General features: G+C 67.7%; 22 protein-coding genes. 4 read left to right on the forward strand and 18 right to left on the reverse strand.

Features of this window, described 5'->3' with window-relative positions:
• Nucleotides 1-16 precede the first annotated feature (16 nt).
• From ccoS to ccoN, 8 genes are read right to left on the reverse strand one after another with little or no spacing between them, the layout of a single operon-like run.
• Nucleotides 17-160: a cbb3-type cytochrome oxidase assembly protein CcoS gene (gene ccoS, locus JOY29_RS06020; protein WP_300975279.1), complete on the reverse strand. Its 144-nt coding sequence runs from the start codon at nt 158-160 to the stop codon at nt 17-19.
• Entirely contained in the window at nt 157-2,271 is a 2,115-nt protein-coding gene (locus JOY29_RS06025) for a heavy metal translocating P-type ATPase (RefSeq protein WP_300975280.1), read from the reverse strand. The genes ccoS and JOY29_RS06025 overlap by 4 nt, the downstream gene beginning before the upstream one ends.
• Nucleotides 2,268-2,708 (reverse strand): FixH family protein, encoded by a 441-nt coding sequence (locus JOY29_RS06030; protein WP_300975281.1) that lies wholly within the window; start codon nt 2,706-2,708, stop codon nt 2,268-2,270. The genes JOY29_RS06025 and JOY29_RS06030 overlap by 4 nt, the downstream gene beginning before the upstream one ends.
• On the reverse strand, nt 2,705-4,186 hold the full coding sequence (gene ccoG / locus JOY29_RS06035; protein ID WP_300975282.1) for a cytochrome c oxidase accessory protein CcoG: 1,482 nt from the start codon (nt 4,184-4,186) through the stop codon (nt 2,705-2,707). Before ccoG ends, JOY29_RS06030 begins: the two co-directional genes overlap by 4 nt.
• A 52-nt stretch (nt 4,187-4,238) precedes the next feature.
• The gene (gene ccoP, locus JOY29_RS06040) at nt 4,239-5,153 is read right to left on the reverse strand and encodes a cytochrome-c oxidase, cbb3-type subunit III (protein ID WP_300975283.1); all 915 of its coding nucleotides are present in this window, start codon (nt 5,151-5,153) and stop codon (nt 4,239-4,241) included.
• The gene (locus tag JOY29_RS06045) at nt 5,146-5,304 is read right to left on the reverse strand and encodes a cbb3-type cytochrome c oxidase subunit 3 (RefSeq protein ID WP_300975284.1); all 159 of its coding nucleotides are present in this window, start codon (nt 5,302-5,304) and stop codon (nt 5,146-5,148) included. Before JOY29_RS06045 ends, ccoP begins: the two co-directional genes overlap by 8 nt.
• Nucleotides 5,301-6,035: a cytochrome-c oxidase, cbb3-type subunit II gene (gene ccoO / locus JOY29_RS06050; protein ID WP_300975285.1), complete on the reverse strand. Its 735-nt coding sequence runs from the start codon at nt 6,033-6,035 to the stop codon at nt 5,301-5,303. The genes JOY29_RS06045 and ccoO overlap by 4 nt, the downstream gene beginning before the upstream one ends.
• Nucleotides 6,036-6,043: 8 nt before the next feature.
• On the reverse strand, nt 6,044-7,750 hold the full coding sequence (ccoN, locus tag JOY29_RS06055) for a cytochrome-c oxidase, cbb3-type subunit I (protein ID WP_300975286.1): 1,707 nt from the start codon (nt 7,748-7,750) through the stop codon (nt 6,044-6,046).
• A gap of 189 nt (nt 7,751-7,939) precedes the next feature.
• Here ccoN and JOY29_RS06060 point away from each other — a divergent pair, with 189 nt between their 5' ends.
• The 3 genes from JOY29_RS06060 to JOY29_RS06070 all read left to right on the forward strand — a co-directional run bounded on the left by JOY29_RS06060 (nt 7,940) and on the right by JOY29_RS06070 (nt 10,523).
• Nucleotides 7,940-8,590 carry an OmpW family outer membrane protein gene (locus JOY29_RS06060; protein ID WP_300975287.1) on the forward strand — a complete coding sequence of 217 codons (651 nt, stop codon included), beginning with the start codon at nt 7,940-7,942 and terminating at the stop codon, nt 8,588-8,590.
• A gap of 72 nt (nt 8,591-8,662) precedes the next feature.
• Entirely contained in the window at nt 8,663-9,934 is a 1,272-nt protein-coding gene (locus JOY29_RS06065; RefSeq protein ID WP_300975288.1) for a family 1 glycosylhydrolase, read from the forward strand.
• A gap of 91 nt (nt 9,935-10,025) precedes the next feature.
• Complete coding sequence (locus JOY29_RS06070) at nt 10,026-10,523, forward strand: hypothetical protein (RefSeq protein ID WP_300975289.1); 498 nt, start codon at nt 10,026-10,028, stop codon at nt 10,521-10,523.
• A gap of 10 nt (nt 10,524-10,533) precedes the next feature.
• On the opposite strand, the gene JOY29_RS06075 is transcribed toward JOY29_RS06070, so the two are convergent.
• The 9 genes from JOY29_RS06075 to cyoA all read right to left on the reverse strand — a co-directional run bounded on the left by JOY29_RS06075 (nt 10,534) and on the right by cyoA (nt 20,294).
• On the reverse strand, nt 10,534-12,540 hold the full coding sequence (locus JOY29_RS06075; RefSeq protein ID WP_300975290.1) for a TonB-dependent receptor: 2,007 nt from the start codon (nt 12,538-12,540) through the stop codon (nt 10,534-10,536).
• Nucleotides 12,541-12,785: 245 nt separating this feature from the next.
• The gene (locus tag JOY29_RS06080) at nt 12,786-13,202 is read right to left on the reverse strand and encodes a cytochrome c family protein (RefSeq protein WP_367280034.1); all 417 of its coding nucleotides are present in this window, start codon (nt 13,200-13,202) and stop codon (nt 12,786-12,788) included.
• A 269-nt stretch (nt 13,203-13,471) separates the two neighbouring features.
• Nucleotides 13,472-14,008 (reverse strand): response regulator transcription factor, encoded by a 537-nt coding sequence (locus JOY29_RS06085; RefSeq protein ID WP_300975292.1) that lies wholly within the window; start codon nt 14,006-14,008, stop codon nt 13,472-13,474.
• Nucleotides 14,005-15,309, reverse strand: a complete 1,305-nt coding sequence (locus tag JOY29_RS06090; RefSeq protein ID WP_300975293.1) for an ATP-binding protein — start codon at nt 15,307-15,309, stop codon at nt 14,005-14,007. Before JOY29_RS06090 ends, JOY29_RS06085 begins: the two co-directional genes overlap by 4 nt.
• Nucleotides 15,309-15,995 (reverse strand): SURF1 family protein, encoded by a 687-nt coding sequence (locus JOY29_RS06095; protein ID WP_300975489.1) that lies wholly within the window; start codon nt 15,993-15,995, stop codon nt 15,309-15,311. Before JOY29_RS06095 ends, JOY29_RS06090 begins: the two co-directional genes overlap by 1 nt.
• A 26-nt stretch (nt 15,996-16,021) precedes the next feature.
• On the reverse strand, nt 16,022-16,456 hold the full coding sequence (gene cyoD / locus JOY29_RS06100; RefSeq protein WP_300975294.1) for a cytochrome o ubiquinol oxidase subunit IV: 435 nt from the start codon (nt 16,454-16,456) through the stop codon (nt 16,022-16,024).
• Nucleotides 16,453-17,088 (reverse strand): cytochrome o ubiquinol oxidase subunit III, encoded by a 636-nt coding sequence (gene cyoC / locus JOY29_RS06105; RefSeq protein WP_300975295.1) that lies wholly within the window; start codon nt 17,086-17,088, stop codon nt 16,453-16,455. The genes cyoD and cyoC overlap by 4 nt, the downstream gene beginning before the upstream one ends.
• A 5-nt stretch (nt 17,089-17,093) precedes the next feature.
• Nucleotides 17,094-19,142 carry a cytochrome o ubiquinol oxidase subunit I gene (gene cyoB / locus JOY29_RS06110; RefSeq protein WP_300975296.1) on the reverse strand — a complete coding sequence of 683 codons (2,049 nt, stop codon included), beginning with the start codon at nt 19,140-19,142 and terminating at the stop codon, nt 17,094-17,096.
• Between the two features lie 21 nt (nt 19,143-19,163).
• Nucleotides 19,164-20,294, reverse strand: coding sequence for a ubiquinol oxidase subunit II (gene cyoA, locus JOY29_RS06115; RefSeq protein WP_300975297.1), 1,131 nt, complete (start codon nt 20,292-20,294; stop codon nt 19,164-19,166).
• A 143-nt stretch (nt 20,295-20,437) separates the two neighbouring features.
• Here cyoA and JOY29_RS06120 point away from each other — a divergent pair, with 143 nt between their 5' ends.
• The gene (locus JOY29_RS06120; protein WP_300975490.1) at nt 20,438-21,799 is read left to right on the forward strand and encodes an MFS transporter; all 1,362 of its coding nucleotides are present in this window, start codon (nt 20,438-20,440) and stop codon (nt 21,797-21,799) included.
• Here JOY29_RS06120 and JOY29_RS06125 read toward each other — a convergent pair.
• The gene (locus tag JOY29_RS06125) at nt 21,796-24,924 is read right to left on the reverse strand and encodes a helicase-related protein (RefSeq protein ID WP_300975491.1); all 3,129 of its coding nucleotides are present in this window, start codon (nt 24,922-24,924) and stop codon (nt 21,796-21,798) included. The genes JOY29_RS06120 and JOY29_RS06125 overlap by 4 nt on opposite strands.
• Nucleotides 24,925-24,958: the final 34 nt, after the last annotated feature.

The following is a 24,958-nucleotide window of genomic DNA, read 5'->3' on the forward strand; positions in this document are numbered from 1 at the left end:
ATAGCCGCGGCCGCCATCACTCCTCATCCTCGATGAGAATGCGCATGCCGGCGCCATCCATGTCGTCGAACTGCCCGCCGCGCATCGCCCAGAAGAAGGCGCCGAGACCGATTAGCCCGAGCGCCAGCGCAAGCGGAATGAGGAAGGCGAGCCCGCTCACTGCGCCGCCCTCCGAAGCCGGAGCGCATTGGCGACGACGATGACCGACGAGCCCGACATCGCCAGGGCAGCCACCAACGGTGTCACCAGCCCGGCGAATGCCAGCGGCACGGCAATGACATTGTAAGCGATCGCCAGGGCGAAGTTCTGCCGGACCACCCGCATCGTTCGGCGCGCCGCGACGATCGCCTTCGCCACCGGAAGCAGGCTGTCGCCGAGGAAGACGGCGTCCGCGGCATTCTGGCCGACGTCGCTGGCCGAAGCGGGCGCCATGGAAACATGCCCGGCGGCAAGCGCGGGTCCGTCGTTCATCCCGTCGCCGATCATCAGCACCCTGCGCCCGATCCGCTGCAGCCGCGCGATGGCGTCGAGCTTGTCCTGCGGGCTCATGCTGGTCTGCGCCGTGAGGCCAAGCCCGCGCAACGCGGCCGCGACCGAGCGGCTATTGTCCCCGCTCGCGACCGAGGCCGGCACGCCGAGTTCGGCCAGCAACTTCAGCGTTGCCGGGCAGTCCGGCCGAAGCTGGTCGTGGAAGCGTAGTGCGACCGTCTCGCCGCCGATGGTGAGCGTGGTCGAGAGTGAGTCGGACGAACAGCCACGGCCGAGCGACACGAGGCGCCCGTCCCACGACGCGCGGACGCCGAAGCCCGGCTCCTCCCGGACGTCGTCGAGCCGTGCCGCCGCCACGCCTTCGCGCGCCAGCGCCCGGCTCACCGCCTGCGAGAGGGGATGGCGGCTGGCAGACGACAGGGCGAGCAGCAGGGGCCATTCCTCCTGCGGCACCTCGCCGAGGTTGAGGAGATCGGGCCGGCCGAGCGTCAGCGTACCGGTCTTGTCGAACAGGGCCCAGTCGGCCTCGGCCAGCCGCTCCAGCGCCGAGCCGTCCTTAACCAGCACGCCTGCCCGCATCAGCGATCCCGCCGCGACGATCTGCGCCGCCGGGACAGCGAGCCCAAGCGCGCAGGGGCAGGTGATGATGAGAACCGCTGCCGCGACCAGCAGCGCCTGATGCGCGCCCGCACCGAGCAGCAGCCACAGCAGGAACGAGCTTGCTGCCAGCGCATGGACGGCGGGCGCGTAGAGGCGGGCGGCGCGGTCGGCGATACGGACGTATCGCGAGCGGTCCTGCGCCGCATCCTCCATCAGCCGCGCGATCTCGGCGACGCTGGTGTCGGCGCCGGTTGCGGTCACGCGGACCGTGATCACCGCGCCGAGGTTGAGCATGCCCGCATGGACCTCGTCACCAAGGCCGACCGCGACCGGATCGCTTTCGCCGGTCAGCAGCGAACGGTCGACACTGCTTTCGCCTGTCTCGACGATGCCGTCGGCGGCCAGCCGCTCGCCCGCCGCGACGATCATCCGGTCGCCCCGCGCGAGTGCCTCGGCCCTGACCCATTCGGTCCATCCATCGGTGCGGAGCACGAGCGCTCCCGCCGCCGCCTGCTTGATCAGCGCCGTCACGCCATCGCGGGCGCGGTCGCGCATCACGCTGTCGAGCGTCCGGCCGGTCAGCAGGAAGAAGAGCAGCATGACCGCCCCATCGAAATAGGCGTGGGCGCCGCCGGTCATCGCTTCGTAGAGGCTGAGCGCCGTGACCAGCAGCACGCCGATCGAGATCGGCACGTCCATGTTGGTCCGCCCGGCCTTCAACGCCGCCCCGGCCGAGCGGAAGAAGGGCCGGCCGGCATAGGCGACCGTCGGAATGGCGATGAGCCCGGCGAGCAGGTGGAACAGGTCGCGGGTCGCTCCGCCCGCGCCCGACCAGACCGACACCGAGAGCAGCATGACGTTCATCGACGCGAAGCTGGCCACCGCCGTGCAGCGGAGGAGATCGCGCGTGTCCTTGCCCTGCGTCTTCGCCGCCTCGGCGGTGAGCGCCTGCGCCTCGAAGCCGATTCTCGCCAGCGCGGCCGTGATGTCGGGCACGCGCAGCGCTGGCTCGTGCTCGACCGTCAGCTGCTTGGTCGTCATGTTGAGGCGCGCGGCGATCACGCCCGGGATCTTGCCGAGCCCATCCTCCACCTTGCGGATGCAACCGGCGCAATGAGCACCCGGCACCGCCAGCATGGTCCGCTCGATCGGCGTTCCCCGAAGCGCCGCCTGAACGGTCATGACAGGGTTTCGATGATCTGCAGCTGGTCGGCGCCACTGCGAACCGTCACCCGCACGTCCCAGCGGCCGGCCGGGAGCGGCATGTCGGAGACGAGCTTGCCACCCTCACGGTGGAAGCGGAGCGAGACGTCCGGCTGCCGGCCAAGCGGATGGCTGGCGATGGCGCTCGCCCCGGCGCCCTCGACCGACGTGGCGAGGAGCACACGGCGGTCCTGTGCGATGTCGGCCTTCACGCTCCAGCCGAGCTTCGCCTGCCGCTCCGCTTCGGCCAGCCAGTCATTGTACTTCTGGCTCGCGACATAGCTGTTCTCGACCACCACGCCGCCGAAGGTGCGGACCGCGAAGCTCGCCATCAGCAGGTTGACCGCGATCACGACCGCGAAGAAGCCGCAGAGCAGGGCCGTCATGTGCAGCCCGGTGAAGCGCCTGGCGATCATCGTCCCTCCGGCCGTTCGAACACGGCCTTCGCGGCCGCGCTTTCGTCCTTGTCCGTCGACACCGGGGTGACGGTGAAGGCGAAGGCCTGGCCTGCTTTTCCGCTACCGGGGGCGATCACGGAAATAGGTAGTTTCGCGAGGGAGTTGGCGGGGACGAGCGTCTCGACCCTGGTCGCGGCCTGATCGCGGCTTGATCCCTGCGCCCACATGGCGCCACCGGGCAGGCCGGAAAGGGTCACCGCCATCCGCCGCGGCCGCGCCTCCATGTTGCGGATCTTGACCGTGAAGTCATTGCGCACATGACCGTCGGACAATTGCACGTAAGCCGGGTTGCGCTGGTGCTGCGCGCTGATGGTCAGCCGGCTGCGGTCGCCGACGGTGATCAGCATGGCGAGCCCGACCGCGCTCCAGATGCCGAGGTAGGCGAAGGTGCGCGGATGACGCAGGGTCTTGAGCAATGGCTTGGGAAGGCCGCCCGCCTTCTCCGACGCGCAATCCTCCAGCGTCGCATAGTCGATGAGGCCGCGCGGTTTGCCCACCTTGGCCATTACCTGGTCGCAGGCGTCGATGCATAGGGCGCAGGTGATGCAGCCGATCTGCGCGCCGTCGCGAATGTCGACTCCGGTCGGGCAGACGGTGACGCACTGGTTGCAGTCGATGCAGTCGCCGAGTGCTTCGGGCTGTGCCGCAAGGTCCGCCAGCGTCGCCTTGCGCCGGCCCTTGCCCCGCGGCTCCCCGCGCCAGTCCTTGTAGGTGACGATGAGCGTCTTCTCGTCCATCATCGCCGTCTGGATGCGCGGCCAGGGGCACATGTAGATGCACACCTGCTCGCGCATGAAGCCGCCAAAGACGAAGGTGGTGCCAGTCAGCACCGCGACCGTCGCATAGGCGACCTGCGGTGCGTCCCCCGACAGGAAGCTCGCCGCAAGCGTCGGCGCATCGGCGAAATAAAAGATCCAGGCGCCGCCGGTCGCCATGGCGATCAGCAGGTAGATGCCCCATTTCGCTGACCGGCGCGCAATCTTGCTGAACCTCCACGGCGCCTTGGCAAGCCGGGCCTGCGCATTGCGGTCCCCATCGATCAGCCGGTCGACATGCTGGAACAGGTCGGTCCACACCGTCTGCGGGCAGGCATAGCCGCACCAGGCGCGGCCGACGACGGAGGTGATCATGAACAGGCCGACGCCCGCCATGATCAGCAGCCCGGCGACATAATAGAATTCGTGCGGCCAGATCTCGAGCGGACCGAAGTAGAAGCGGCGGTTGGCGAGATCGACCAGCACCGCCTGATCCGGCGCATAGGCACCCCGGTCCCAGCGCAGCCAAGGCGTGACGTAATAGACAACCAGGGTCACGGCCATCACCAGCCACTTCAGCCGACGAAAGCGGCCGTCGACGGCCTTGGGGAAGACCGGCTCCCTCTTGGCATAGAGGTTCCGGTTCTTCCCCATTCCGATCAGGTCGGTGAGATGGACCATGACATTGGCGCTCCCGCGTGGCTCCTGCCCGCCGCCGCCCTGCCCCGAAGGATCAGGGCTTGGCCGGCGGGGCAGCGTCGCTCTGCGCGATCTTCTTTTCGCCGCCACCTAGGGAATAGACGTAGGCGGCAAGCATTTTGACCTGCGTATTCCCAAGCTTCTCGCCCCACCGCGGCATCACGCCATAGCGGGCATTGGCGACCGTTTCGGTGAGCGACGCCGTATCGCCGCCGTAGAGCCAGATGGCGTCGGTAAGGTTGGGCGCGCCGAAGTCGCGATTGCCGTTTCCACCCGCACCGTGGCAGGCGGCGCAATTGTTGGCGAAGGCGATGGCCCCGCGTCGAGACGCCGCATCCGGCGCCTGCTGCCGGCTGATGGTGCGGACATAGGAGACCACGTCGGCGATGTCCGCTGGCTGCATCAGCCCGTCGCGCCCAAACGCCGGCATCTGCGACATGCGCGTCTGTGCATGATCCGGATTCCGCACGCCGTGAGCGATGCTGTACTCGACCGACTTTATGTCGCCGCCCCACAGCCAGTCATCGTCGTTGAGATTGGGATAGCCCTTGGCCCCCGCCCCGCCCGTGCCGTGGCACTGGGTGCAGTTGTTGCGGTAGGCAGCCTTGCCGCCCTCGATCGCCGCCTGCATCAGCTGCGCATCACCGGGCAACTGCTCGACCGGCACGGCCTCGATCGCCTTCAGCAGCGGAGCGCGCCGCGCCGCATCGGCGGCGAGTTCCGCCTCGAGCTCCCCGCGGCTTGACCAGCCGAGCGTGCCGGCGGTCGCCTCACCGATCATCGGCCAGGATGGATAGACCACGGTGTAGCCGATTCCCCAAAGGATGGTGGCGTAGAAGGTCCACAGCCACCAGCGCGGAAGCGGGGTGTTGAGCTCCTCGATTCCGTCCCACTCGTGGCCGACGAACTCGGTGTTGGTCGCTTCGTCGATGACCTTCTTGTCAGCCATGATCACGATCCTTGAAAATGAGCTGCGCGGCATCGCGGTTGCGCGTGCGGTTGCGGGGCAGGAAGGCCCAGCCGACGAAGGTGAGGTAGGTGCCGGTCATGAAGACCAGGCCCCAGCTGTCGGCGAGATGGCGGAGCGTGTCGTAGCTCATCGCGACTGCTCCACGGGCGCCGCCTTCTTGAAGTCGACCAAGGTGCCGAGCATCTGAAGATAGGCAACAACGGCGTCCATCTCGGTGACCTTGGCCGGATTGCCGTCGAAATCGCGGACCTGCGCCTTGGGGTAGCGCTTGACGAAGTCGGCGCTGTCGCTCGCCGGATCCGCCTGTAGCAGCAGGTCGGCGTCGGCCTTGTCGATGTCCGCCTGCTTGTAAGGAACGCCGGTGCGCTGGAGCGCCTTCAGATGCGCGCCGACATTGCCGACCTTGAGCTCGCGCTCGGCGAGGAAGGGATAGGCCGGCATGATCGATTCCGGCACCGCGGCGCGCGGATCCTTGAGATGCTGGACATGCCACTCGTCAGAATAGCGTCCGCCGACCCGGGCGAGGTCCGGCCCGGTCCGCTTCGACCCCCACTGGAAGGGGTGGTCGTACATGCTCTCGGCCGCAAGACTGTAGTGGCCGTAGCGCTCGGTCTCGTCCTTGAACGGGCGGACCATCTGGCTGTGGCAGCTGTAGCAGCCCTCCCGGATGTAGATGTCGCGCCCGGCCTGCTCGAGCGGAGTGTAGGGGCGGACCCCCTCCACCTTCTCGATGGTCGAGTCGATCCAGAACAGGGGCGCGATCTCGACGATGCCGCCGATGGTGACCACGATCAGCGAGAGCGCGCCCAGCAGGGTGACGTTCCGCTCGATGGTGGCGTGATTGAAGGTCTTGGTGCTCATGGTCTGTCCTACTCGGCCGCAAGGAGGGTGCGGACCGGCTCACCGGCCGGAACCGGCGTGGGCGTCGGGGCGGCCAGCGGGCGGTCGGCATCCGGATCATAGGCCGCATTGCGGAGCGGCTTCTCGTCGCGGACCCTGCCCTTCACCGTCTGCACGACGTTCCAGATCATGATGGCGAAGCCGGCGAGGTAGAGGAGGCCGCCCGCCGCCCGGATGATGTAGAGCGGGAACATGGCGGAGATGACGTCGCTCCAGGCGTAGACCAGGTAGCCGTCCGCTCCATATTCGCGCCACATCAGGCCCTGCATGATGCCGGCCGTCCACATCGCCGAGGCGTAGAGAACGATCCCCAGCGTCGCGAGCCAGAAGTGCCAGTTGATCATGCGCAGCGAGTAGAGGCGCTCCCGCTTCCACAGCCGCGGCGCGAGATAGTAGATGGCCGCGAAGGTGATCATCCCGTTCCAGCCGAGCGCGCCGGCATGAACGTGGCCGATAGTCCAGTCGGTATAGTGCGACAGGCTGTTGACCGCCTTGATCGACAGCATCGGACCTTCGAAGGTCGCCATGCCGTAGAAGGCCAGCGCCATCACCATCATGCGGATTATGGGGTCGGTCCGGACCTTGTCCCATGCCCCATTGAGGGTCATCAGGCCGTTGATCATGCCGCCCCAGCTCGGCATCCACAACATGATCGAGAAGACCATGCCCAGCGTCTGTGCCCAGTCGGGCAGCGCCGTGTAGTGGAGGTGGTGCGGACCTGCCCAGATGTAGAGGAAGATCAGCGACCAGAAGTGGATTATCGACAGCCGGTAGCTGTAGATCGGCCGCTCGGCCTGCTTGGGCACGAAATAGTACATCATGGCCAGGAAGCCGGCGGTCAGGAAGAAGCCGACCGCGTTATGGCCGTACCACCATTGCGTCAGCGCATCCTGGACGCCCCCCAACAGCGAATAGCTCTTGGAGCCGACCAGGCTGACCGGCACCGCCAGATTGTTGACGATGTGCAGCATGGCGATCGTCAGAATGAAGCTGAGATAGAACCAGTTGGCGACGTAGATATGCGGTTCGCGACGCTTGACGATGGTGCCGATGAACACCGCTGCATAGGCGACCCACACCCCGGTCAGCCACAGGTCGACGTACCATTCGGGCTCGGCATATTCCCTGCTCTCGGTGATTCCGAGCAGGTAGCCAGTCGCCGCCAGGACGATGAACAGCTGGTAGCCCCAGAAGACGAAGCGGGCGAGGCCTGGGAAGGCGAGGCGGGCGCGGCAGGTGCGCTGCACGACGTAGAAGCTGGTCGCGATCAGAGCGTTGCCGCCAAAGGCGAAGATGACCGCCGACGTGTGTAGCGGCCGTAGCCGCCCGAAGGTGGTGTACTCGAAGCCAAGGTTGAGCGCGGGAAAGGCCAGCTGGAGGGCGATGTAGAGCCCTGCCGCGAAGCCCGCGACGCCCCAGAACAGGGTCGCGATCACGCCCCAGCGGACGGGATCGTCGTCATAGCGCGAAAGCGCGGCTGCACGCCGGCTCGGCACGCCCGTCGCGAATAACTGATAGTCGGCGCTCCGCAGGGTATGGACCATGAGGGCAAGCGCGGCCGCGGCGATGATGCCCAGATGCACCGAGAAGCCGAAGTCGAGCGATGCGGCGATCGCGGCAAGCGCGAGGAGAGCGATCAGCATCCAGCCGCCGCTCCTAATTAACGTCTTTTCCATTGAAGGCCCCGCCCTACTGTCCCTGGCAATCAGCTCGTTAGTCCGGGCAGGTCCGCGCTTGCCTTACGCAATGCTACCTATCCGGCCAGCGACTGGTGGCGACCCGGGCGCAGCAATGCATTGAGATGGATCAATTCATTCCGCGTCCGGCTCCTTAGGTGCGCCGCAGCAATGACAACGGGAGCCATCATGAAATCGCTTAAACTGACCGTCGCCGCTGCGGCCTTCCTCGCCGCCGTGCCGGCCCATGCCGACGCCGGGGACATCCTCGTCCGCGGCCGGGCGATCCTCGTCAGCCCGACCGAAAAGTCGGGCGGCATCTACCCGACCTTCCCCAACGAGGCCGTGTCCGTCAGCGACAGCTGGACCGGGGAAGTGGACGTCACTTATTTCGCGACCGACAATGTCGCGCTCGAGTTGATCGCGGCGACCACCAAGCATGACGTCGGCGGCGAAAAGGCGCTGAAGCCGGTCGGCAAGCTCGCGGACACCTGGGTGCTGCCGCCGACCCTCACCCTCCAGTATCACTTCGCGCCCAAGGCGAAGGTCCGGCCCTATGTCGGCGTCGGCGCCAACTACACCATCTTCTACAGCGAGGATGCGAGCCGCTCGCTCGAAAGCGCGATCGGTTCGACGAAGGTGAAGCTCAAGGACAGCTTCGGCTACAGCCTGCAGGCCGGCGCCGACTTCGCGCTGACCGACAAGGTCTTCCTCAACCTGGACGTCAAGTACATCGACATCGACACGACGGCGAAGCTGACCACCGGCACCCTCGTCAACCGGGTCAAGGTGAGCATCGACCCGGTCGTCTTCGGTATCGGCGTCGGAACGCGCTTCTGACCCGCCAGGGGAGGCGCGTCCCCTTCGCGACTCCCCACCTGAACTCATTCCGGGCCGGTCCGTTGGCCCGGGATGAGCTCATCTGCACCAGCGCCGCGGGAAGACATCTTCCCGACCTTCTTCCTTTCGGGCTTCGAATGCTCGACCTTCGACTGGGGCACGCGCGGGCGCCGCGACATGGCCGCCGAGCTCCAGCACTATACCCACGCCGACGAAGATTATGCGATGCTGAAGGATCTCGGTATCGCGGTGGCGCGCGAAGGCATTCCCTGGCCGCTGGTCGATCGCGGGGACGGCGCCTTGGACTTTTCTTGCATCGACCCGTTTCTCGGCGCCCAGCGCCGCCACGGCATCCTGCCGATCTGGGATCTCTGCCACTATGGGTATCCCGACGATCTCGACCCCTATTCGGAAGCCTTCGTCACACGCTTCGAAGCCTATGCCCGAACCGCGGCCTCTTACGTCGCCGAGCGGGCGCATCACCGGCCGCTCTGCTTTACGCCCGTCAATGAGCCGACCTATTGGGGCTATATGGGCGGCGAGTGGGGATGGTGCGCGCCGTTCGGCAAGTCGGCCGAGGAGCGCCGCCGCTTCACCGTTGCCCTCGCCCGAGCCGACATCGCCGCCTGCAAGGCGATCCGCAGCGATCACCCTGACGCCCGCTTCGTCCACATCGATCCGCTGATCTGGGTCGTCCCGCCACGCGACCGGCCGGACCTTGCCGAGGAAGCGCGGCGGGAGAGCTACGAGGATGCCTACATCGCCTGGGACATCATCTCCGGTCTCAAGCATCCAGAATATGGCGGCAGCCTGGAGCTGATCGATATCCTCGGCTTCAACAATTACAGCTTCGGCCAGCTGGAATATGCCGGGCCCGCCACCCCGCACCGGCCGCTCGAACCGGGCGACAAGCGCATCCGCCCGGTTGCCGACCTGATCGAGGAGGCCTGGTCCCGCTACCGCCGGCCTTGCATCGTCGCCGAGACGTCAGGGCTGCACGGCGGCCGACCGGAATGGCTCGACGACATCACCAGCGAGGGCCTGGCGGCGATCAATCGCGGCGTCGACCTCCACGGCATCTGCCTCTTCCCCGCGGTCGACATGACCGACTGGCACAATGGGGAATGGCTGCACATGGGCATCGCCGACGTCGAGGAGCTCCCCAGCGGCACGCTCATGCGCAAGCCCTTCCTGCCCTACGTCCAGGCGCTGCACCGCTGGCAGCAGCGGTTACGGCGAGTCACCACGCTCGACGAGGACCCCTATGATAAGCCCATCGGAATGGACGAGATCAGAGAGGCCGCACGCAGACTCGATCCTGTGACCGACGCCGAATGGCATTGAACCGCGAGACAGGGACTGCGCTCGCCAGAACTTCTCTCTCCCACGTGCGTTCACTTCAGTGAACCCCATGAAATGCAAGGAGAAGTTCCCCGTGATCATCCGTTGCTCCATTGCGCTTGCACTCGCCGCCGCAACCTCGATGACAGCCGTCGCCCAGACGCCAGCCTCCATCTCGCCGGGCCTGCAGGTGGTGGACCCCGCCGGCAATCCGGTCGGCACCGTCGCCAGCGTCAACGGGGACCAGCTGATCGTGCGCACCGACAAGCACGAAGTACTGCTGCCCGCGAGCAGCTTCACGCCGAACCAGGGCAGGTTGATCTTCGCCCTGACCCGTGACCAGCTGAACGCCCAGACCGATCAGGCGAAGGCTGAAGCCAATGCCAAGCTGGTCGCGGGAGTTTCAGTCTATGGCGCGTCCGGAACACTCGCCGGGACCATCGACGCGATCGACGACCAGAGCGTCACGCTCAAGCTGACGACAGGCAAGCTCGTGAGGCTCCCGCGCGCGGGCATCGCGCCGAGCGACAAGGGCGCCACGCTCGGCATCAGCGCGGCCGAACTGCAGCGTCTCGCCGAACAGTCGAACTGAGCGCGATCTTTCAATTTCGTAGCGAGAAGCGAAGCCCCGCCCAGATGGTGCGGGGCGTCGCTCGTTCCGTGACGCCGTCGGCCGTCTCGCCGGCGATCACGCGGGCGTCGAACAGATTCTCGACCCTGAGGATCGCCGTTACGCGCCTTCCGAGCGGCCAAGCACCGATGCCATCCACGGTCGTCGCGGGCGGCAGGGCGACGCGGTTGAGGTCATCCTCATATTGCCGTCCGACGTGCCTTAGCTGGAGGCCGACGGAGCGCCCAGCATCTTCCCAGCGGGCGCCAAGCGCGGCCGTCAGCCGCGGCGTCTGGGCCGGGCGCAATCCGTCGAGCGGCGCAGCAAGCCCCGAGCCGAGCACCTCGGCATCGGCATAGCCGGCGCTTGCATCCACCGACCAGGCGCCGCGCCGCCATCCGCCCCAGATCTCGACCCCGCGCACGGAGATGGCATCGAGATTGCGCCGCTGCCGATAGACGCCGCTTGCCGACACGAAGCCGACACCGGGGAAGCTGCCCGGGCCGCTGGCCAGCGTCACGTTGGCGACCGGGTCCGCAAGCCGGTTGGCATAGACGGTCACTCCCAGCCGTACATCGCCCTGCTCCCAGTCGATCCCCCCTTCCACCCCGCGCAGCCGCTCGGGCGCGAGGTCGGGATTGGCGGCGGTGGCGTCGGGCCCGGCACGAAACGGACGATAGAGCTCGTTAAGGGTCGGCAGGCGCCAGCCGAGATAGGCGGCTCCGCGCAGCTGCAGCCCCGGCAGGATGGTGAGCCCAGCCGCCGCCCGCGCGGTCGGCCGCCAGCCCGAGCGGTCGGCCGGTCGCTGGTCGATCACCGGCTGGCCGGTCGCGATCAACCGCTCGATCAGTTCGCCGTCGTGGATGTGCCAGCGGTCGATCCGCGCCGTGGTGCTCAGGGTCAGCGGCCCGACCGTGCGGGTCGCCTCGGCGAACAGCCCGGCATAGTCGGCCGCGCCGCCTGCTCTCCGTGCCCGTGCCGGAGTGCCCGCGGCAAAGCCGGCAAGCTCCTCCGATCGCCCGCGCACCAGCCGGCCGTCGGTACCGAACCGCACCTCCAGCCCTTGCCCGACCGGCGGCCGGACCTCCGCGCTCCAGCCCACCGCCCGACCAGGCACATGATCCTGCAAGGCGGTGCGGTTGGCGACCGACCGCAGCGCATTCGTGCTCGCAAAGCTGCTCTCGAACTGTCGCCGCTGGCCATAGACGAGCGCCGACCAGCCCCATCCGCCCGTCCCCACCAGCCGCAGCGACGCGTCCACGCCGTGCGTGTCATTGCGGGTGAAGGCGATGCCCCGCTCGCGAGCGTCGGCGAAGCCCGACAGCGCTGCCTGCAGCCGCACCTCCGGGGCGACCTCCGCCGACCAGCGCACCCGCCCGCCCACGAAGTCGTAAGGCGAGCGTCGGTCCGCCGGCCCGCGATCGTCGCCCTCGATCGGAACGAAGCCGTCGCCCTGCCCCGCCCAGGTCGCCACCGACAATCGCCCGCCGCCAAGCTCGCCGCCCGCCTGCGCCCGCAGAGAGACGCCACCGCGACTGCCCGCTTCGAGCCCTGCTTCGACCCCGTCGACGTCACGAGAGATCATGCGGATTGTTCCCGCCAGCGCGCCGGGACCGTCCGCCACGCTCCCGCCGCCGCGGAGGATCCGCACCTGCGCGAGCGAAGCGGGATCATAGGCCGGCCAGTTGATCCAACCGCCGAACGGATCGCTCTGCGGCACGCCGTCGAGGATCAGCAGCGCCCGGCTCGCCGCATTGCCGCCAAGCGCGCGCAGCGTCACCCCCTGGCTGGTGGGCTGCCCGCTGCGGGCATCCGAGCGGCGGAACAGCTGAACGCCCGGCCCGTCGCGAAGGAGCTGCTCGAGCCCCACCGGCCCGCTTTCGCTCAGCCGGTCGGCGCCGATCACGGTCACGCCCAGCAGCCGCTCGGCGGCAGCATCGGGAAGGGCGCGCGCGGTGACGATGATCTCCGGCGTCGGCGGTGGAAGGTCGGCCTGCATGATGCGCTGGGCAGTAGCGACTTCCCTCTAGGCATCAATGCCGCCGGAAGGCTGAATCGCTCGCAGGACTGATCATAACTTGTGTGGAGCGGCGTTGGCATTGGAGCACTTTGGGCGCCTTCCCCTCTCCCCCATCGTCGCAACGGACGCGACGAGCGGGCGACCCGACGGCGAAACCGGCGTCGTGGATCGGATGGGCGCAGCCTGCCTCCTCGATCACACGAGGTCGGCCGGATCGGTTGAGCCTACTGGGCTCCGAGCCAGGCGATCAGGTCGGCGCGCTTCTGCGGGTCCGGAATGCCGGCGAAGGCCATCTTGGTGCCCGGAATGACGCGCCGCGGGTTCTCGAGATACTGAAACAGCTTCTCGGGACTCCAGATGATGCCGCTGTCCGCATTGGCCGGCGAGTAGCTGTAGCCCGCCACCTTGCCAGCTTCGCTACCGACGATCTTGTGCAGGCTCGGGCCGATGCGGTTCACGTTCGGCTCGGTGACGTGGCAAGTCCTGCACTGGCTGAACACCGCCTCCCCCTTGGCAGCATCGCCGGTGAAGCTCGCGAACCTTGCCCCATCAACCGTGTCGACATTGTCCGCTGCCGGCGCCGCGGCTGTAGCCGGTGCGGCCGAAGCGGTGTTGGTCGTCGGAGCCGCAACATTGGCCACTTCGCGGTCAGCCGAGCTCTCGGACGATCCGCCACCACCGCAAGCGGCCACGGCAAGCGCGAAGACAGCGGATGTGAGAAGGCCGGACGTGCGACACATGAGTGAGCTCCTACTAGTGACGGGCCCAGGCAAAGCAGAATCGCCCGGACAGGGCAAATAGCTCGACGCTCAACTTGCGAGAATTGATCCGGTGCACGTCGATGCAGATTGTGCTGCTCGTGTAGCTGTCGTTGCTACGGGTGGCGGGGCGGATCGGGGAGGACTGAACCTCAACGCAGCGGGCGCTTCTCGAGCTTCCGGGCAAGCGTTCGCCGGTGCATGCCGAGACGGCGCGCGGTCTCCGAGATGTTGAAGCCGGTGGCGATCAGCGTCTCGTTGATCTTCTCCCATTCGAGCGTCTTGATCGACGTCGCCCGGCCTTCGAGCGGCACCTGGCTGTCCCCGACGCTACGGCCGAATGCCGCTTCGATGTCGTCGGTGTTGCTCGGCTTGGGAAGGTAATGGGCTGCGCCCAGCTTGATCGCCTCGACCGCGGTGGCGATGCTGGCGAAGCCGGTCAGGACGACGATCCGGGTGGCCGGGTTGGTCGCCGCGATGGCGGCGACGCAGGGCAGGCCCGAATGGTTGCCGAGCTTGAGGTCGACCACCGCAAAGTCGAAGCTTTGCCGGTCGAGAAGGGAGTCGAGTTCGACTGGCCCGACGGCTGTGTTCACCGCGTAGCCGCGTCGCTCGAATGATCGCGCGAGCGTGCGTGCGAAATCTTCGTCGTCTTCAACGATCACGAGGCGCCTGGATGCCTCGCTCATGCCGACGGCTCCGACCCGACGAGCGGCAGGGCGAGGCGGACAAGCGCGCCGCCCTCAGGCCGGTTGCAGGCGGTCAGTGACCCGCCCAGCCGCCGCGCGACACTTGCGGCAAGGAACAGGCCAAGGCCATGGCCGGCGCCCTTGCGCGAGCGGGCGGCCTGGCCGAGCTGGTGCAGCTGCTTTGGCGTGAAACCTTTGCCGCTGTCGGCGATCTCGACGATCAGTTGGTCGGTCTCGATCCGGGCTGCCAGAGCGATCCCCGACGGCGAAGCTTCGCCGGCATTTTCAAGCAGGCTCCACAGAGCCTGGCGGAGCGCCGGCTCACCGGGGACGCGGGCGCCTTGGACGGTGATGTCGGGGATGATGGGCACGCCTTCGTGCAGCGCCCTCCAGTCGGCGACGAGCCCTTCGAGCACGCTGTCGGCGGCGACGCTGCCCATCGCCTCGCCGCGCGGCAGGCCGGACGTGTCGAGGATGTCGCTGACGATCTCGCGGCAGCGCTCGACCGCGCGCTTGGCGTCCGTGAGCTCCTCCGCGAACTGCGGGTCACCGCTTGCCTGCGGCTGGCGCTGCCAGTCGCCGATCAGCACGGACAGGGAGGACAAAGGCGTGCCGAGTTCATGCGCGGCGCCGCTGGCGAACAGGCCCATGCGCACGATTGAATCCTCCTCCGCGGCGCGCTGGCGGAGCTCGGCGACATAGGAGTCGCGCAGGCGGAGGTTGCGGCTGATGCGGGTCATGAAGAGTACCAGCAGCACCGCCACCATGACGAAGGCGATCTCGTGCCCGAGCAGGCGAAGGTCGAACTGGCCCGGTCCGGGCGGCGGCAGTTCCAGGGGCAGATGGTTGAAGGTCAGGAATACGAAGGCGGCGACCGACACGGCGACCAGCAACCACGCGCGCCAGGAGGGGAGCAGGATGGCGCCGAGCACGATCTGCAGGAGGAAGAGCGACACGAACGGGTTGTTGGTACCCCCCGACAGGTAGAGCTGGGCGGTCAACGCGGCCATGTCGAGCAGCAGCGCCAGCATCAGTTCGCCAGGCACCACCCAAGCGAGGCGGAGGGTGGAGGCGAACAGGATGTTGCCGACCGCAAGCAGGCCGGCGATGCTGAGCATCGGCAGCCACGGGAGGTCGACGCCGAGCGCGAACCGAGCGACGAGGATCGCCGCCACTTGCCCGCCCACGGCGATCCAGCGCAGCTGGTTCAGCAGGCGCATGTTCTCGATCACCGCCTGCTGCGGGCTTCGGCCGGGAAGCCGGGGCGGCTGGGGCGTCAGGGCGAGCAGCGGTGCATCCATCAACCCCGACTAATGGGGCTTCTTGCGACGAGGACAAGGCCGACGAGGCTGAGGAGGCTGAGGCCGAACCAGGTCAAGGCATAGATGAGGTGGTTGTTCGGGAAGCGGACGACGGTGAGGCCACCGATCGGATAGCCGCCGCTATTGGGCGTCGCGTCGGCATCGATGAAATAAGGCTCGGCGGCGGTGAGGCTGCGCGCCTTCGCGATCGCCGCCACGTCCCGCGAGTACCAGAGATCGGCATCCGGCCGGTTGGCGCGGAGGAAGCGGCCACCAGGTTCGGTCAGGCGGACGAGGCCAGTCACGGTCACCTCGCCTGCCGGCTGGCCTGCGCCGCGTGTCGAAGGCCTGGCGCGATCGGTCGGGACGAAGCCGCGGTTGACGAGGATCGTGCGGCCGTCCGTGAGCAGAGGCGTCAGGACCCAGAAGCCCTTGCCACGCTCGGTCAGCGCATCGACCAGCGTCTCGCGCCGATGGTCGAAGCGTCCAGTCGCGCGGACCCGGAGATATTCCGCATCCCCGGCCATGAAGCTGGCCGTCGGGTCCTTGGGACCGAGCGGGACCGGCGGTGCGGCCAGCCGCTGTTCGACTCTCGCGATCAGCTCGCGTTTCCAGGCGAGGCGCTCGACCTGCCAGGCGCCAAGGGCAGCGAACAGCAGGGCGAGCGACCCGCACAAGGCGAGCATCAGGAGGCGGCGGCCGCCCCCTTCCTTCACGGTGTCGTGCTGACCTGCCCGGGCATCATGCCGGGCATCATGTTCATGTTCAGATGGTACATGATCCACAGCGAGCCGGCGATGGTGATGATCAGCAACACGGCGGTGAAGGCATAGGCGAGCAGGGTCCAGCCGCCCTCCCCGCTGGTGTTCACATGGAGGAAGCAGACAGTGTGGACGAGGATCTGCACGACCGCGAGCAGGATCACGAGCACCGACACGATCGTCGGGTCGGCGACCGGGCGGCCCATCACCAGCCAGAAGGGAATGAAGGTCAGGACCGCCGACAGGGCGAAGCCGACCAGATAGCTCTTGCGGCTGCCATGGCCATGCTCCTCGCCATGCGCGTGGAGCGCATCACTTGAGCTCGCGTGGAGCGCATCACTCGAGCCCGCGTGCAGCTCGTCACGATGGTCGATCGAAGCGCTCATCGCAGCATCCCCAGCAGGTAGACGAAGGTGAAGACGCCGATCCAGATGACGTCGAGGAAGTGCCAGAACATGCTGAGGCACAGCAGCCGGCGCTTGTTGGCGAGGTTGAGACCATGGCGTCCGACCTGCACCAGCATGAGGCCGATCCACAGAATGCCGACGGTGACGTGGAGCCCGTGGGTGCCGACCAGCGTGAAGAAGCCCGACAGGAAGCCGGAGCGCTGCGGCGTCGCGCCTTCCCCGATGAGCTTGCCGAATTCGTACAATTCGACCGCGACAAAGCTCATGCCGAGCAATGCGGTGAGGACGAGCCAGCCCTGGACAGCGGCCTTTCGCCCTCTCTCCATCGCCAGCATGGCAAAGCCGTAGGTGATGGAGGAGACGAGCAGGATGGCGGTGTTGAGCGCGACCAGTTCAAGCTCGAAGATGTCGCGCGGCCCCGGGCCGCCGGCATAGCTGGTCGACAGCACGCCATAGGTGGCGAACAGGGCGGCGAAGATGAGCGCGTCGCTCATCAGGTAGATCCAGAAGCCGAGCAGGACGGGGCTGGCGTGGCCGCCGTCATGATCGTCCTTCTCGACGAGGTAGAAGGTTTCGCGGTCGAACGCCGCTTCAGGAGCGATTGCAGCCATGGTCCTCAGGCTCCCGCCACCGCGGTCCGGCCGGGCTGGACGCCGGGCAGCACCGCCGGTTCGGGCGCATAGTTGATGTCGAGATAGGAAAGCTGCTCGCGTTCCACGCGGGCGACTTCGTCGGCCGGGATGTGGTAGTCCCGGTGATAGTCAAAACTGTGCCACACCGTGACCGCGACCAGCCCCACGAAGGCGGCGACCGCCAGCCACCAGATGTACCAGACCATGGCAAATCCGAGCACAGTGGCGAGGCCTGCCTGGATGATCGCCGTGCCGGTATTGCGCGGCATGTGGATGGGGCGGAAGCCCTCCGTCGGCTGCGCATAGCCGCGGCTCTTCATGTCGTACCAGGCATCGAGATCGTGGACGATCGGCGTGAACGCGAAATTATACTGCGGCGGCGGCGAGGTGGTCGCCCATTCGAGGGTGCGGCCTTCCCACGGATCGTTGCCGACGCGGAGCTGGTCGCGCTTCCTGAAGCTCACCACCAGGCCGATGACGAAGCCGAGGATACCGATCAGGATGATCCCGGCGCCGATGGCGGCGACGACGAACCAGGGCTGCAGGGTAGGGTCGTCGAAGTGATGGACTCGGCGCGTCGTGCCCATCAGGCCGACGATGTAGATCGGGGTCCAGGCCACCCAGTAGCCGATCACCCAGCCCCAGAAGTGCACCTTCCCCCAGAATTTGTCGATCGTGTAGCCGAACGCCTTGGGGAACCAGTATTCGATGCCGGCGAACAGGCCGAAGACGACGCCGCCGATGATCACGTTGTGAAAATGGGCGACGAGGAACAGGCTGTTGTGGAGGACGAAGTCGGCCGGCGGCACCGCCAGCAGCACGCCCGTCATCCCGCCGACCACGAAGGTCAGCATGAAGGCGACCACCCACATCATCGGCAACTCGAAGCGGATCTCGCCCCGGTACATGGTGAACAGCCAGTTGAATATCTTCGCGCCGGTCGGGATCGAGATGACCATCGTCGCAATGCCGAAGAAGCTGTTGACGCTGGCGCCCGAGCCCATGGTGAAGAAGTGGTGGAGCCAGACGAGATAGCTGAGGATGGTGATGACCACCGTCGCATAGACCATCGACGAATAGCCGAAGAGCCGCTTGCCGGTGAATGCCGAGGTGACTTCGGAGAAGATGCCGAACACCGGCAGGACCAGCACGTAGACCTCGGGATGGCCCCAGATCCACACCAGGTTCCAGTACATCATCGGATTCCCACCAAGGTCATTGGTGAAGAAGTTGAACCCGAGGTAGCGGTCGAGCATCAGCATGGCGAAGGCGCCGGTCAGGACCGGGAAGATGGCGATCGCCAGCGCCTGGCTGCACAGCGCGGTCCAGCAGAAGACCGGCATCTTCATCATCGTCATGCCCGGGGCGCGCATCTTGATGATCGTCGTGACCATGTTGATGGCCGACAGCGTCGTCCCGACGCCTGCTATCTGCAGTGCCCAGAGGTAATAATCGGGGCCGACCCCGGGCGAGTTCTCAAGGTTGGAAACGGGCACGTAGTTGAGCCAGCCGGCGGTCGAGAATTCGCCGACGAACAGCGATACCATGACCAGCGCCGCGCCCGACGCGGTCAGCCAGAAGCTCAGGGAATTGAGGTAGGGAAAGGCGACGTCGCGCGCGCCGATCTGCAGCGGCATGACGAAGTTGATGACGCCCGAGATCAAGGGGATCGCCACGAAGAAGATCATGATCGTCCCGTGGGCGGTGAAGATCTGATCGTAGTGGTGGGCGGGGAGGTAGCCCTCGCTGGCGCCGAACGCCATCGCCTGCTGCAGGCGCATCATCACCGCGTCGGCGAAACCGCGCAGCAGCATGACGATGCCGAGCAGGAAGTACATGATGCCGATCTTCTTGTGATCGACGGTGGTGAACCATTCCTTCCAGAGATAGCCCCACAGGCGGAACTTCGTGATGGCCGCGAGCACGGCCAGTCCGCCCAGCGCCACCACGGCGAAGGTGACGAGCAGGATCGGCTCGTGGATCGGGAAGCTCTCGAAGCTCAGCCGGCCGAAGATGATCTTGGGGTCGAACACTGGGACGTGGTCCTCGGACAATCAGGTCATGTTGCGGTTGGCGGGATCACCGGGCTTGGTGACTCCGGGCGCCGCATTGGGATCGGTCGGCTTGGTGACGTTGGGGCCGGTGCCCTTCTCGTCCGGCGACTTCATCAGCGCGCCCTCGGGCCTGTCGCCATGAGGCGGAGCCGACCCGCCGCGCGGGGGCATGCCGGCGCCCGAGTGGCTGGAGTGCGGCCCCTCGCCGCCGCCGCGCGCCATGTCGCGGGCCATGACGTCGCTCATGCAGGATTTGCCGGGCTCGACGCAGCGCTCGAGGATGCGGCGGTAGAGGTCCTCCTGGGCGGCGGCGTAGTGGATGGCGGGCACGCGCTCCGACGGCTTCACCAGCCGGAGATATTCGGCGGTGTCGAGCGCCTTGCCGCCGGCCCTGGCCTGACCGACCCAGCCAGCGAATTGCTGGTCCGACACGCCGCGGATGCGGAAGCGCATGCCGCTGAACCCGGCGCCGCTGTAATTGCCACTGAGGCCGAAGCTGTCGACCGGCCGGTCAAGCACGGCGTTCAGCTGGCTCTGCATGCCGGGCATGGCGTAGATCATCCCGGCCATGGTCGGCGCGTAGAAGGTGTTCATCATGTTCGACGAGGTGATGTCGAAGCGCACCGGGCGGCCGACCGGAAGCACGAGGTCGTTGACCGTGGCGATGCCCTGCTCGGGGTAGATGAACAGCCACTTCCAATCGAGACTGACGACCTGCACGACGAGGGGCTTCACGGGCTCGGCACGGCCCTCCAGCGCAGTCGCCTTGGCGTCGATCGGACGGAAGGGATCAAGAAGGTGCGTGCTCGACCAGGTGAGCGCGCCGAGCATGATGATGATCAGGAGGGGCGCCGACCAGATCACCAGCTCGAGGCTGGTCGAATGGTCGAAATGCGGATCGTAGGTGCCGCCCTTCCCCTTGCGGTAGCGCCAGGCGAAGACGACGATCAGAACCATCACCGGAACGATGATGAACAGCATCAGCACGGTGGAGATGGTAATGAGGTCGCGCTGCTGGCGGGCGATGCTGCCGGCCGGATTGAACACCGCCCGCTCGCATCCTGCGAGAAGCAGGAAGGAGGCGGCGAAAGCCAGGACCTTGAGCCGGGCAACGAGGGAGTGCGGCAGCATGGCGCCCACGTAGGAGCCTTGTCGGCCGTGGGACATTGGACAAAATGTCCAATCCCCAGAAGCAAGTCAGTCGTGCATTGGAGCGGCAGGATTTCGCCCGTGCAAGTGCGCGCATGGACGGCCGTTTGGAGACCAGCAAGCCGATGACCTCCCCTGCCCAGCCCGCCAGTTCGGACGCGCTCGAGCGCGACGCCCGGCTGGTCAATGCGCGTGACGGTCAGATCCGTCCGGGCGAGATCGCGATCGGAGTGATCATCGGGCGGACGACGGAGTTCTTCGACTTCTTCGTCTACGCCATCGCCGCGGTGCTGGTCTTTCCCTACCTCGTCTTCCCCTATCTCGACCCGCTGGACGGGACGCTCGCCAGCTTCGCGCTGTTCAGCCTCGCCTTCTTCGGCCGGCCGCTCGGCACCTTCCTGTTCACCTGGATCGACCAGCATCACGGACGCGGCGTCAAGCTGACCATCGCCCTGTTCCTGCTCGGCGGCTCGACCATGGCGATCGCCATCCTGCCGGGCCACGCCCAGGTTGGCGCGACCAGCGCCTGGCTGCTCGGCCTGTTCCGGCTGCTTCAGGGCGTCGCGCTTGGCGGCGCGTGGGACGGCCTGCCCTCGCTGCTCGCCCTCAACGCGCCGCACGACAAGCGCGGCTGGTATTCGATGATCCCGCAGCTGGGCGCGCCGCTGGGCCTGGCGCTCGCATGCGCGCTGTTCGCTTACTTCGAATTCCTGCTCGAGCCTGCCGACTTCCTCAGCTGGGGCTGGCGCTATCCCTTCTTCGTCGCGCTGGCGCTCAACATCGTCGCGCTTTTCGCACGGTTGCGGCTGGTCGCGACACCGGAATTCAAGCGCCTGTTCGACAGTCGCGAGCTCCAGCCCTCTCCGCCGTTCGAGACCCTGTTCGCCGAATGGCGGACGATCCTGCTCGGCGCCTTCGCGCCGCTGGCGAGCTTCGCCCTGTTCCACCTCGTCGCCGTCTTCCCGCTCTCCTACGTCCAGCTGTTCACCGAGCAGGATCCGGTCCGCTTTCTCATCATCGAGGGCGTCGGCGCGCTCGTCTGCGTCGCCTCGATCCTCGCGTCGGGCGTGCTTGCCGACAAGGTCGGGCGACGCGCGGTGCTGGGCGTATCGGCGGCCTTGATCGGCGCCTACAGCGGCTTCGCGCCGCAGCTGCTTGGCTTCGGAGCAATCGGCGAGACGCTCTACATGCTGGTCGGCTTCGTCCTGCTCGGCCTCAGCTTCGGCCAGGCAGCGGGCGCCGTGAACAGCAGCTTCCGCCAGCAATATCGCTACACGGGTGCGGCAATCGTCTCCAACTCGGCCTGGTTCATCGGCGCCGGCTTTGCGCCGCTCGTGGCGCTATGGCTGGCGGCCGAGGTCGGGCTGTGGTCGGTCGGCCTCTACCTCCTGTCGGGGGTGATCTGCACGCTGGGCGCGCTGGCGATCAACCGCGAGTGGGGCAAGCGTGACGCCGAGAGCGCCGAGCATCCGGCGATCGCCGACTAGTCGCCGGCAAGGTCGGCGAGCAGGCTTTCGAGCGCCGCCAGCGGTTCGCCCTCGGGCCGAAGCAGCCAGCGGCCCTCCTTGGCTTCGAGCCCGTCCGGCGCCGCCCGCCTGGCGTCGCGCGGACTGACGGCGACAGCGGCGGGCCCGACGTCGATGCGGGCGATGTCGGCGGCGCGGGCGAGCAGCCGAATTCGCGCTTGGGCGAGCAAGGCTTCGGCCTCGGGCGGGAGTTCGCCGAAGCGATCGGCAAGCTCGGCCGCGAAGGCCTCCAGCGCGCCGCCATCCTCCAGCCGGGCCAGGCGCAGGTAGAGCGACAGCCGCACTTCCTCCTCTGGTATCCAGTCGGCCGGGAGCAGCCCCGCCGCGCCCAGCCGCAGCTCCGGCTCGGGCGGGTCCTCGGGCTCGCCGCGCGCATGCTTGAGCGCCCGCCCGAGCAGGTTCTGGTAAAGGTCGATGCCGATCAACTTGAGGTGTCCCGACTGCTCTTCGCCGAGCAGGTCGCCGGCGCCGCGGAGGTCGAGGTCGCGGGCACTGATGGCGAAGCCCGCGCCGAGCCGATCGTAAGCCGCGAGCGTGTTGAGCCGGTCGAGCGTGCGCTTGGCGATCTCGCCCTTGCCGGTCATCAGCAGGATGTGCCCGCGCCGCGCCCCGCGCCCGACCCGTCCGCGCAGCTGGTGGAGCTGGGCGAGGCCGAAGCGGTCGGCGTTGACCACCACCATGGTGTTGGCGCGCGGCACGTCGAGGCCGGCTTCGATGATGTTGGTGGCGAGGAGCACGTCGCCCTCCCCCGCCGCGAAGCCGACCATCGCCTCGTCGATCTCGGCGGCGGGCATCTTGCCATGCGCCTCGATGATGGCGAGCTCGGGGACGAGGCGACGCAAGGTGTCGCCGAGCGGCCCCATGTCCTCGATCCGCGGAACGACGACGAAGCTCTGGCCGCGCCGGGCGCGTTCGCGCAGAAGGGCGGTACGCAGCTTGCCCTCGTCGAAGCCGCCAACTTCCGTGCGGATCGGCTGGCGTCGCGCGGGCGGGGTCGCAAGCAGGCTCATCGGCTGGAGGCCGACCAGCGCCGACTGCAACGTGCGCGGAATGGGCGTGGCGGTGAGGCTGAGCGCATGCGGCGCGCCAAGCGAGCGGAGCTTTTCCTTGTCCCTGGCGCCGAACCTCTGCTCCTCGTCGATGATGACGAGGCCGAGGTCGGAAAAGGCGACGCCCTTGCCGGCGACGGCGCCGGTCCCGACCACCATCTGGATGCTGCCGTCCGCAAGGCCGGCGAGGGTCCGCTTCTTCTCGGCCGCCGTGACCAGCCGGGAAAGCATGGCGACCTCGATCCCCATTGCGCCCAGCCGGTCGCGGAAAGTCTCGAGATGCTGGCGGGCAAGCACCGTGGTTGGCGCGGCGAGCGCCACCTGCCGGCCCGCAAACAGCGCCATCGCCGCGGCGCGAAGGGCGACTTCGGTCTTTCCGTAGCCGACGTCGCCGACGACCAGCCGATCCATCGGCTTGCCCGACGCGAGGTCGGAGCGGACGGCGGCAATGGCTTTCAGCTGGTCGGCTGTCTCGGTGAAGGGGAAGCTTCCGGCAAGCTGCTCGTAGCGGGCGGGATCGGGCTCGAACACGGGCGCCTCGGCCTTGGCGCGTTCCTCAGCGAGGACGACCAGGCCGCGTGCCGTCTCGGCGACCGCCGCCAGCACCTCGCCCCGCCGCTTCTCCCAAGACGAGCCATCCAGCTTGTCGAGGGTGACGGCATCCTCGTCCGATCCATAGCGGCACAGCTTGCCCGCGTCGGCGGCGGGGACCAGCCGGCGGGCGTCACCGGCGAAGCGCATCACGATCGCGTCGCCGCCGCCTTCCGGAAGCGCGGTCAGGCCGGTGACCACGCCAAGGCCATGATCCTCGTGGACGGCGACATCGCCCGGGCGGATTTCGGGCGCGGCAAAAACGTCGGCCGGAGCGCTGGCGCTGCCGCTCTCCTGCTCGGCGCGCGAGCCGATCAGGTCGGCGGCGGCGACCGCCACCAGTGTCTCGCGGGCAAAGCCACGCGGCACGGCCATGGGCAGAGCGAGGAGCGAGCCCGCCCTGGCGGCGAGCACGTCCGCCCAGCTTTCCGCAGCGATCACCTCGCGTTTCAGCGCTCGGGCGACGCGGGGCACAAGGAAACGGAGATCGCGGGGCGAACCGAGCAGCAGCAGGCTTTGGCCGCTTGCGAGCACTTCCTCGGCAAGCTTCTTGAAGGCGCGCTCGGGAGCGCGGCGCTCGACGAAGCGGGGCGGCGGGTCGGCCAGCCCTGCAGCGAGGTCGAGCATGGTGCGGCCGGCAAGCGCCTTGCTCCAGCGCTTCTCGTCGCAGATGTCGGCAAGTGCCCGCCCCTTGCGGCGCCTGGCGGCGTCGGCGGCGAGCGAGAGGAGGAGCTGGCGGCGGCGATCGGCGCCTGCCTCGATGGCAACGACGCCGCCGGGCAGGTGATCGAGCAGGGGCACGCCAGCAGCGGCGGACGGCTCGGTCACCGTTCCGACCTCCAGCCGCTCGCGCTCCTCGCTGGTGAGCTGGGTGAGTGGATCATAGGCGCGGACGGCGAGGATGCGGCCTTCCTCCACCTCGATCCGCAGGGGGTCGACGCTGTCGCCCGGGAAGATGTCGACCACGCCGCCGCGGACCGCCATTTCGCCGGGTTCGTCGACGCGTTCGTCTTCGGTGTAGCCGAGGGAGAGCAACGTCTTGCGCAGGGCTTCGGAGTCGATGGCGTCGCCGGGGGTGAGGATCGGCGGGCGGGCGACATAGGCGTCGGGCGGGGCGAGCAGACGGCCGGCGGCTTCGCCCGAGCTGATCAGCAGCACCGGCCGGTCATCGGCCAGCGCCTCGGCGAGGTGGCGGAGCGCCGCGGTGCGCTGGCCGGCGATGGCGGGCGATGCGGGCGCATCGTCGCCGGGGAGCGCGTCGGAGCCCGGCAGGTGCAGGACCACCCGCTCCCCCGCCACGTCCGCCGCGGCCGTCGCCACCGCCGCTGCCTTCACCTCGTCCCTGGCGAGGAAGAGGATGCGGGGGGCATCATCCCCCAGCAGCCTCGCGACCAGCTCGCCGATTTCCAGTTCCTGTCGGCTCTGCCGATCATCACCCCGCGCCATCGCCACGCAACGGGCCGCCTTCGGCGCAGGTTCC

Source organism: Sphingomonas sp. LHG3406-1, assembly GCF_029637485.1.
Lineage (GTDB): Bacteria > Pseudomonadota > Alphaproteobacteria > Sphingomonadales > Sphingomonadaceae > Sphingomicrobium.

Excerpts from the sequence above, each read along its gene's own strand:
- JOY29_RS06025 (WP_300975280.1), bottom strand. The coding sequence starts at position 2,271 with ATGACCGTTCAGGCGGCGCTTCGGGGAACGCCGATCGAGCGGACCATG.
- JOY29_RS06030 (WP_300975281.1), bottom strand. The coding sequence starts at position 2,708 with ATGATCGCCAGGCGCTTCACCGGGCTGCACATGACGGCCCTGCTCTGC.
- ccoG (WP_300975282.1), bottom strand. The coding sequence starts at position 4,186 with ATGGTCCATCTCACCGACCTGATCGGAATGGGGAAGAACCGGAACCTC.
- ccoP (WP_300975283.1), bottom strand. The coding sequence starts at position 5,153 with ATGGCTGACAAGAAGGTCATCGACGAAGCGACCAACACCGAGTTCGTC.
- JOY29_RS06045 (WP_300975284.1), bottom strand. The coding sequence starts at position 5,304 with ATGAGCTACGACACGCTCCGCCATCTCGCCGACAGCTGGGGCCTGGTC.
- ccoO (WP_300975285.1), bottom strand. The coding sequence starts at position 6,035 with ATGAGCACCAAGACCTTCAATCACGCCACCATCGAGCGGAACGTCACC.
- ccoN (WP_300975286.1), bottom strand. The coding sequence starts at position 7,750 with ATGGAAAAGACGTTAATTAGGAGCGGCGGCTGGATGCTGATCGCTCTC.
- JOY29_RS06060 (WP_300975287.1), top strand. The coding sequence starts at position 7,940 with ATGAAATCGCTTAAACTGACCGTCGCCGCTGCGGCCTTCCTCGCCGCC.
- JOY29_RS06065 (WP_300975288.1), top strand. The coding sequence starts at position 8,663 with ATGAGCTCATCTGCACCAGCGCCGCGGGAAGACATCTTCCCGACCTTC.
- JOY29_RS06075 (WP_300975290.1), bottom strand. The coding sequence starts at position 12,540 with ATGCAGGCCGACCTTCCACCGCCGACGCCGGAGATCATCGTCACCGCG.
- JOY29_RS06085 (WP_300975292.1), bottom strand. The coding sequence starts at position 14,008 with ATGAGCGAGGCATCCAGGCGCCTCGTGATCGTTGAAGACGACGAAGAT.
- JOY29_RS06090 (WP_300975293.1), bottom strand. The coding sequence starts at position 15,309 with ATGGATGCACCGCTGCTCGCCCTGACGCCCCAGCCGCCCCGGCTTCCC.
- JOY29_RS06095 (WP_300975489.1), bottom strand. The coding sequence starts at position 15,995 with ATGCTCGCCTTGTGCGGGTCGCTCGCCCTGCTGTTCGCTGCCCTTGGC.
- cyoD (WP_300975294.1), bottom strand. The coding sequence starts at position 16,456 with ATGAGCGCTTCGATCGACCATCGTGACGAGCTGCACGCGGGCTCGAGT.
- cyoC (WP_300975295.1), bottom strand. The coding sequence starts at position 17,088 with ATGGCTGCAATCGCTCCTGAAGCGGCGTTCGACCGCGAAACCTTCTAC.
- cyoA (WP_300975297.1), bottom strand. The coding sequence starts at position 20,294 with ATGCTGCCGCACTCCCTCGTTGCCCGGCTCAAGGTCCTGGCTTTCGCC.
- JOY29_RS06120 (WP_300975490.1), top strand. The coding sequence starts at position 20,438 with ATGACCTCCCCTGCCCAGCCCGCCAGTTCGGACGCGCTCGAGCGCGAC.
- JOY29_RS06125 (WP_300975491.1), bottom strand. The coding sequence starts at position 24,924 with ATGGCGCGGGGTGATGATCGGCAGAGCCGACAGGAACTGGAAATCGGC.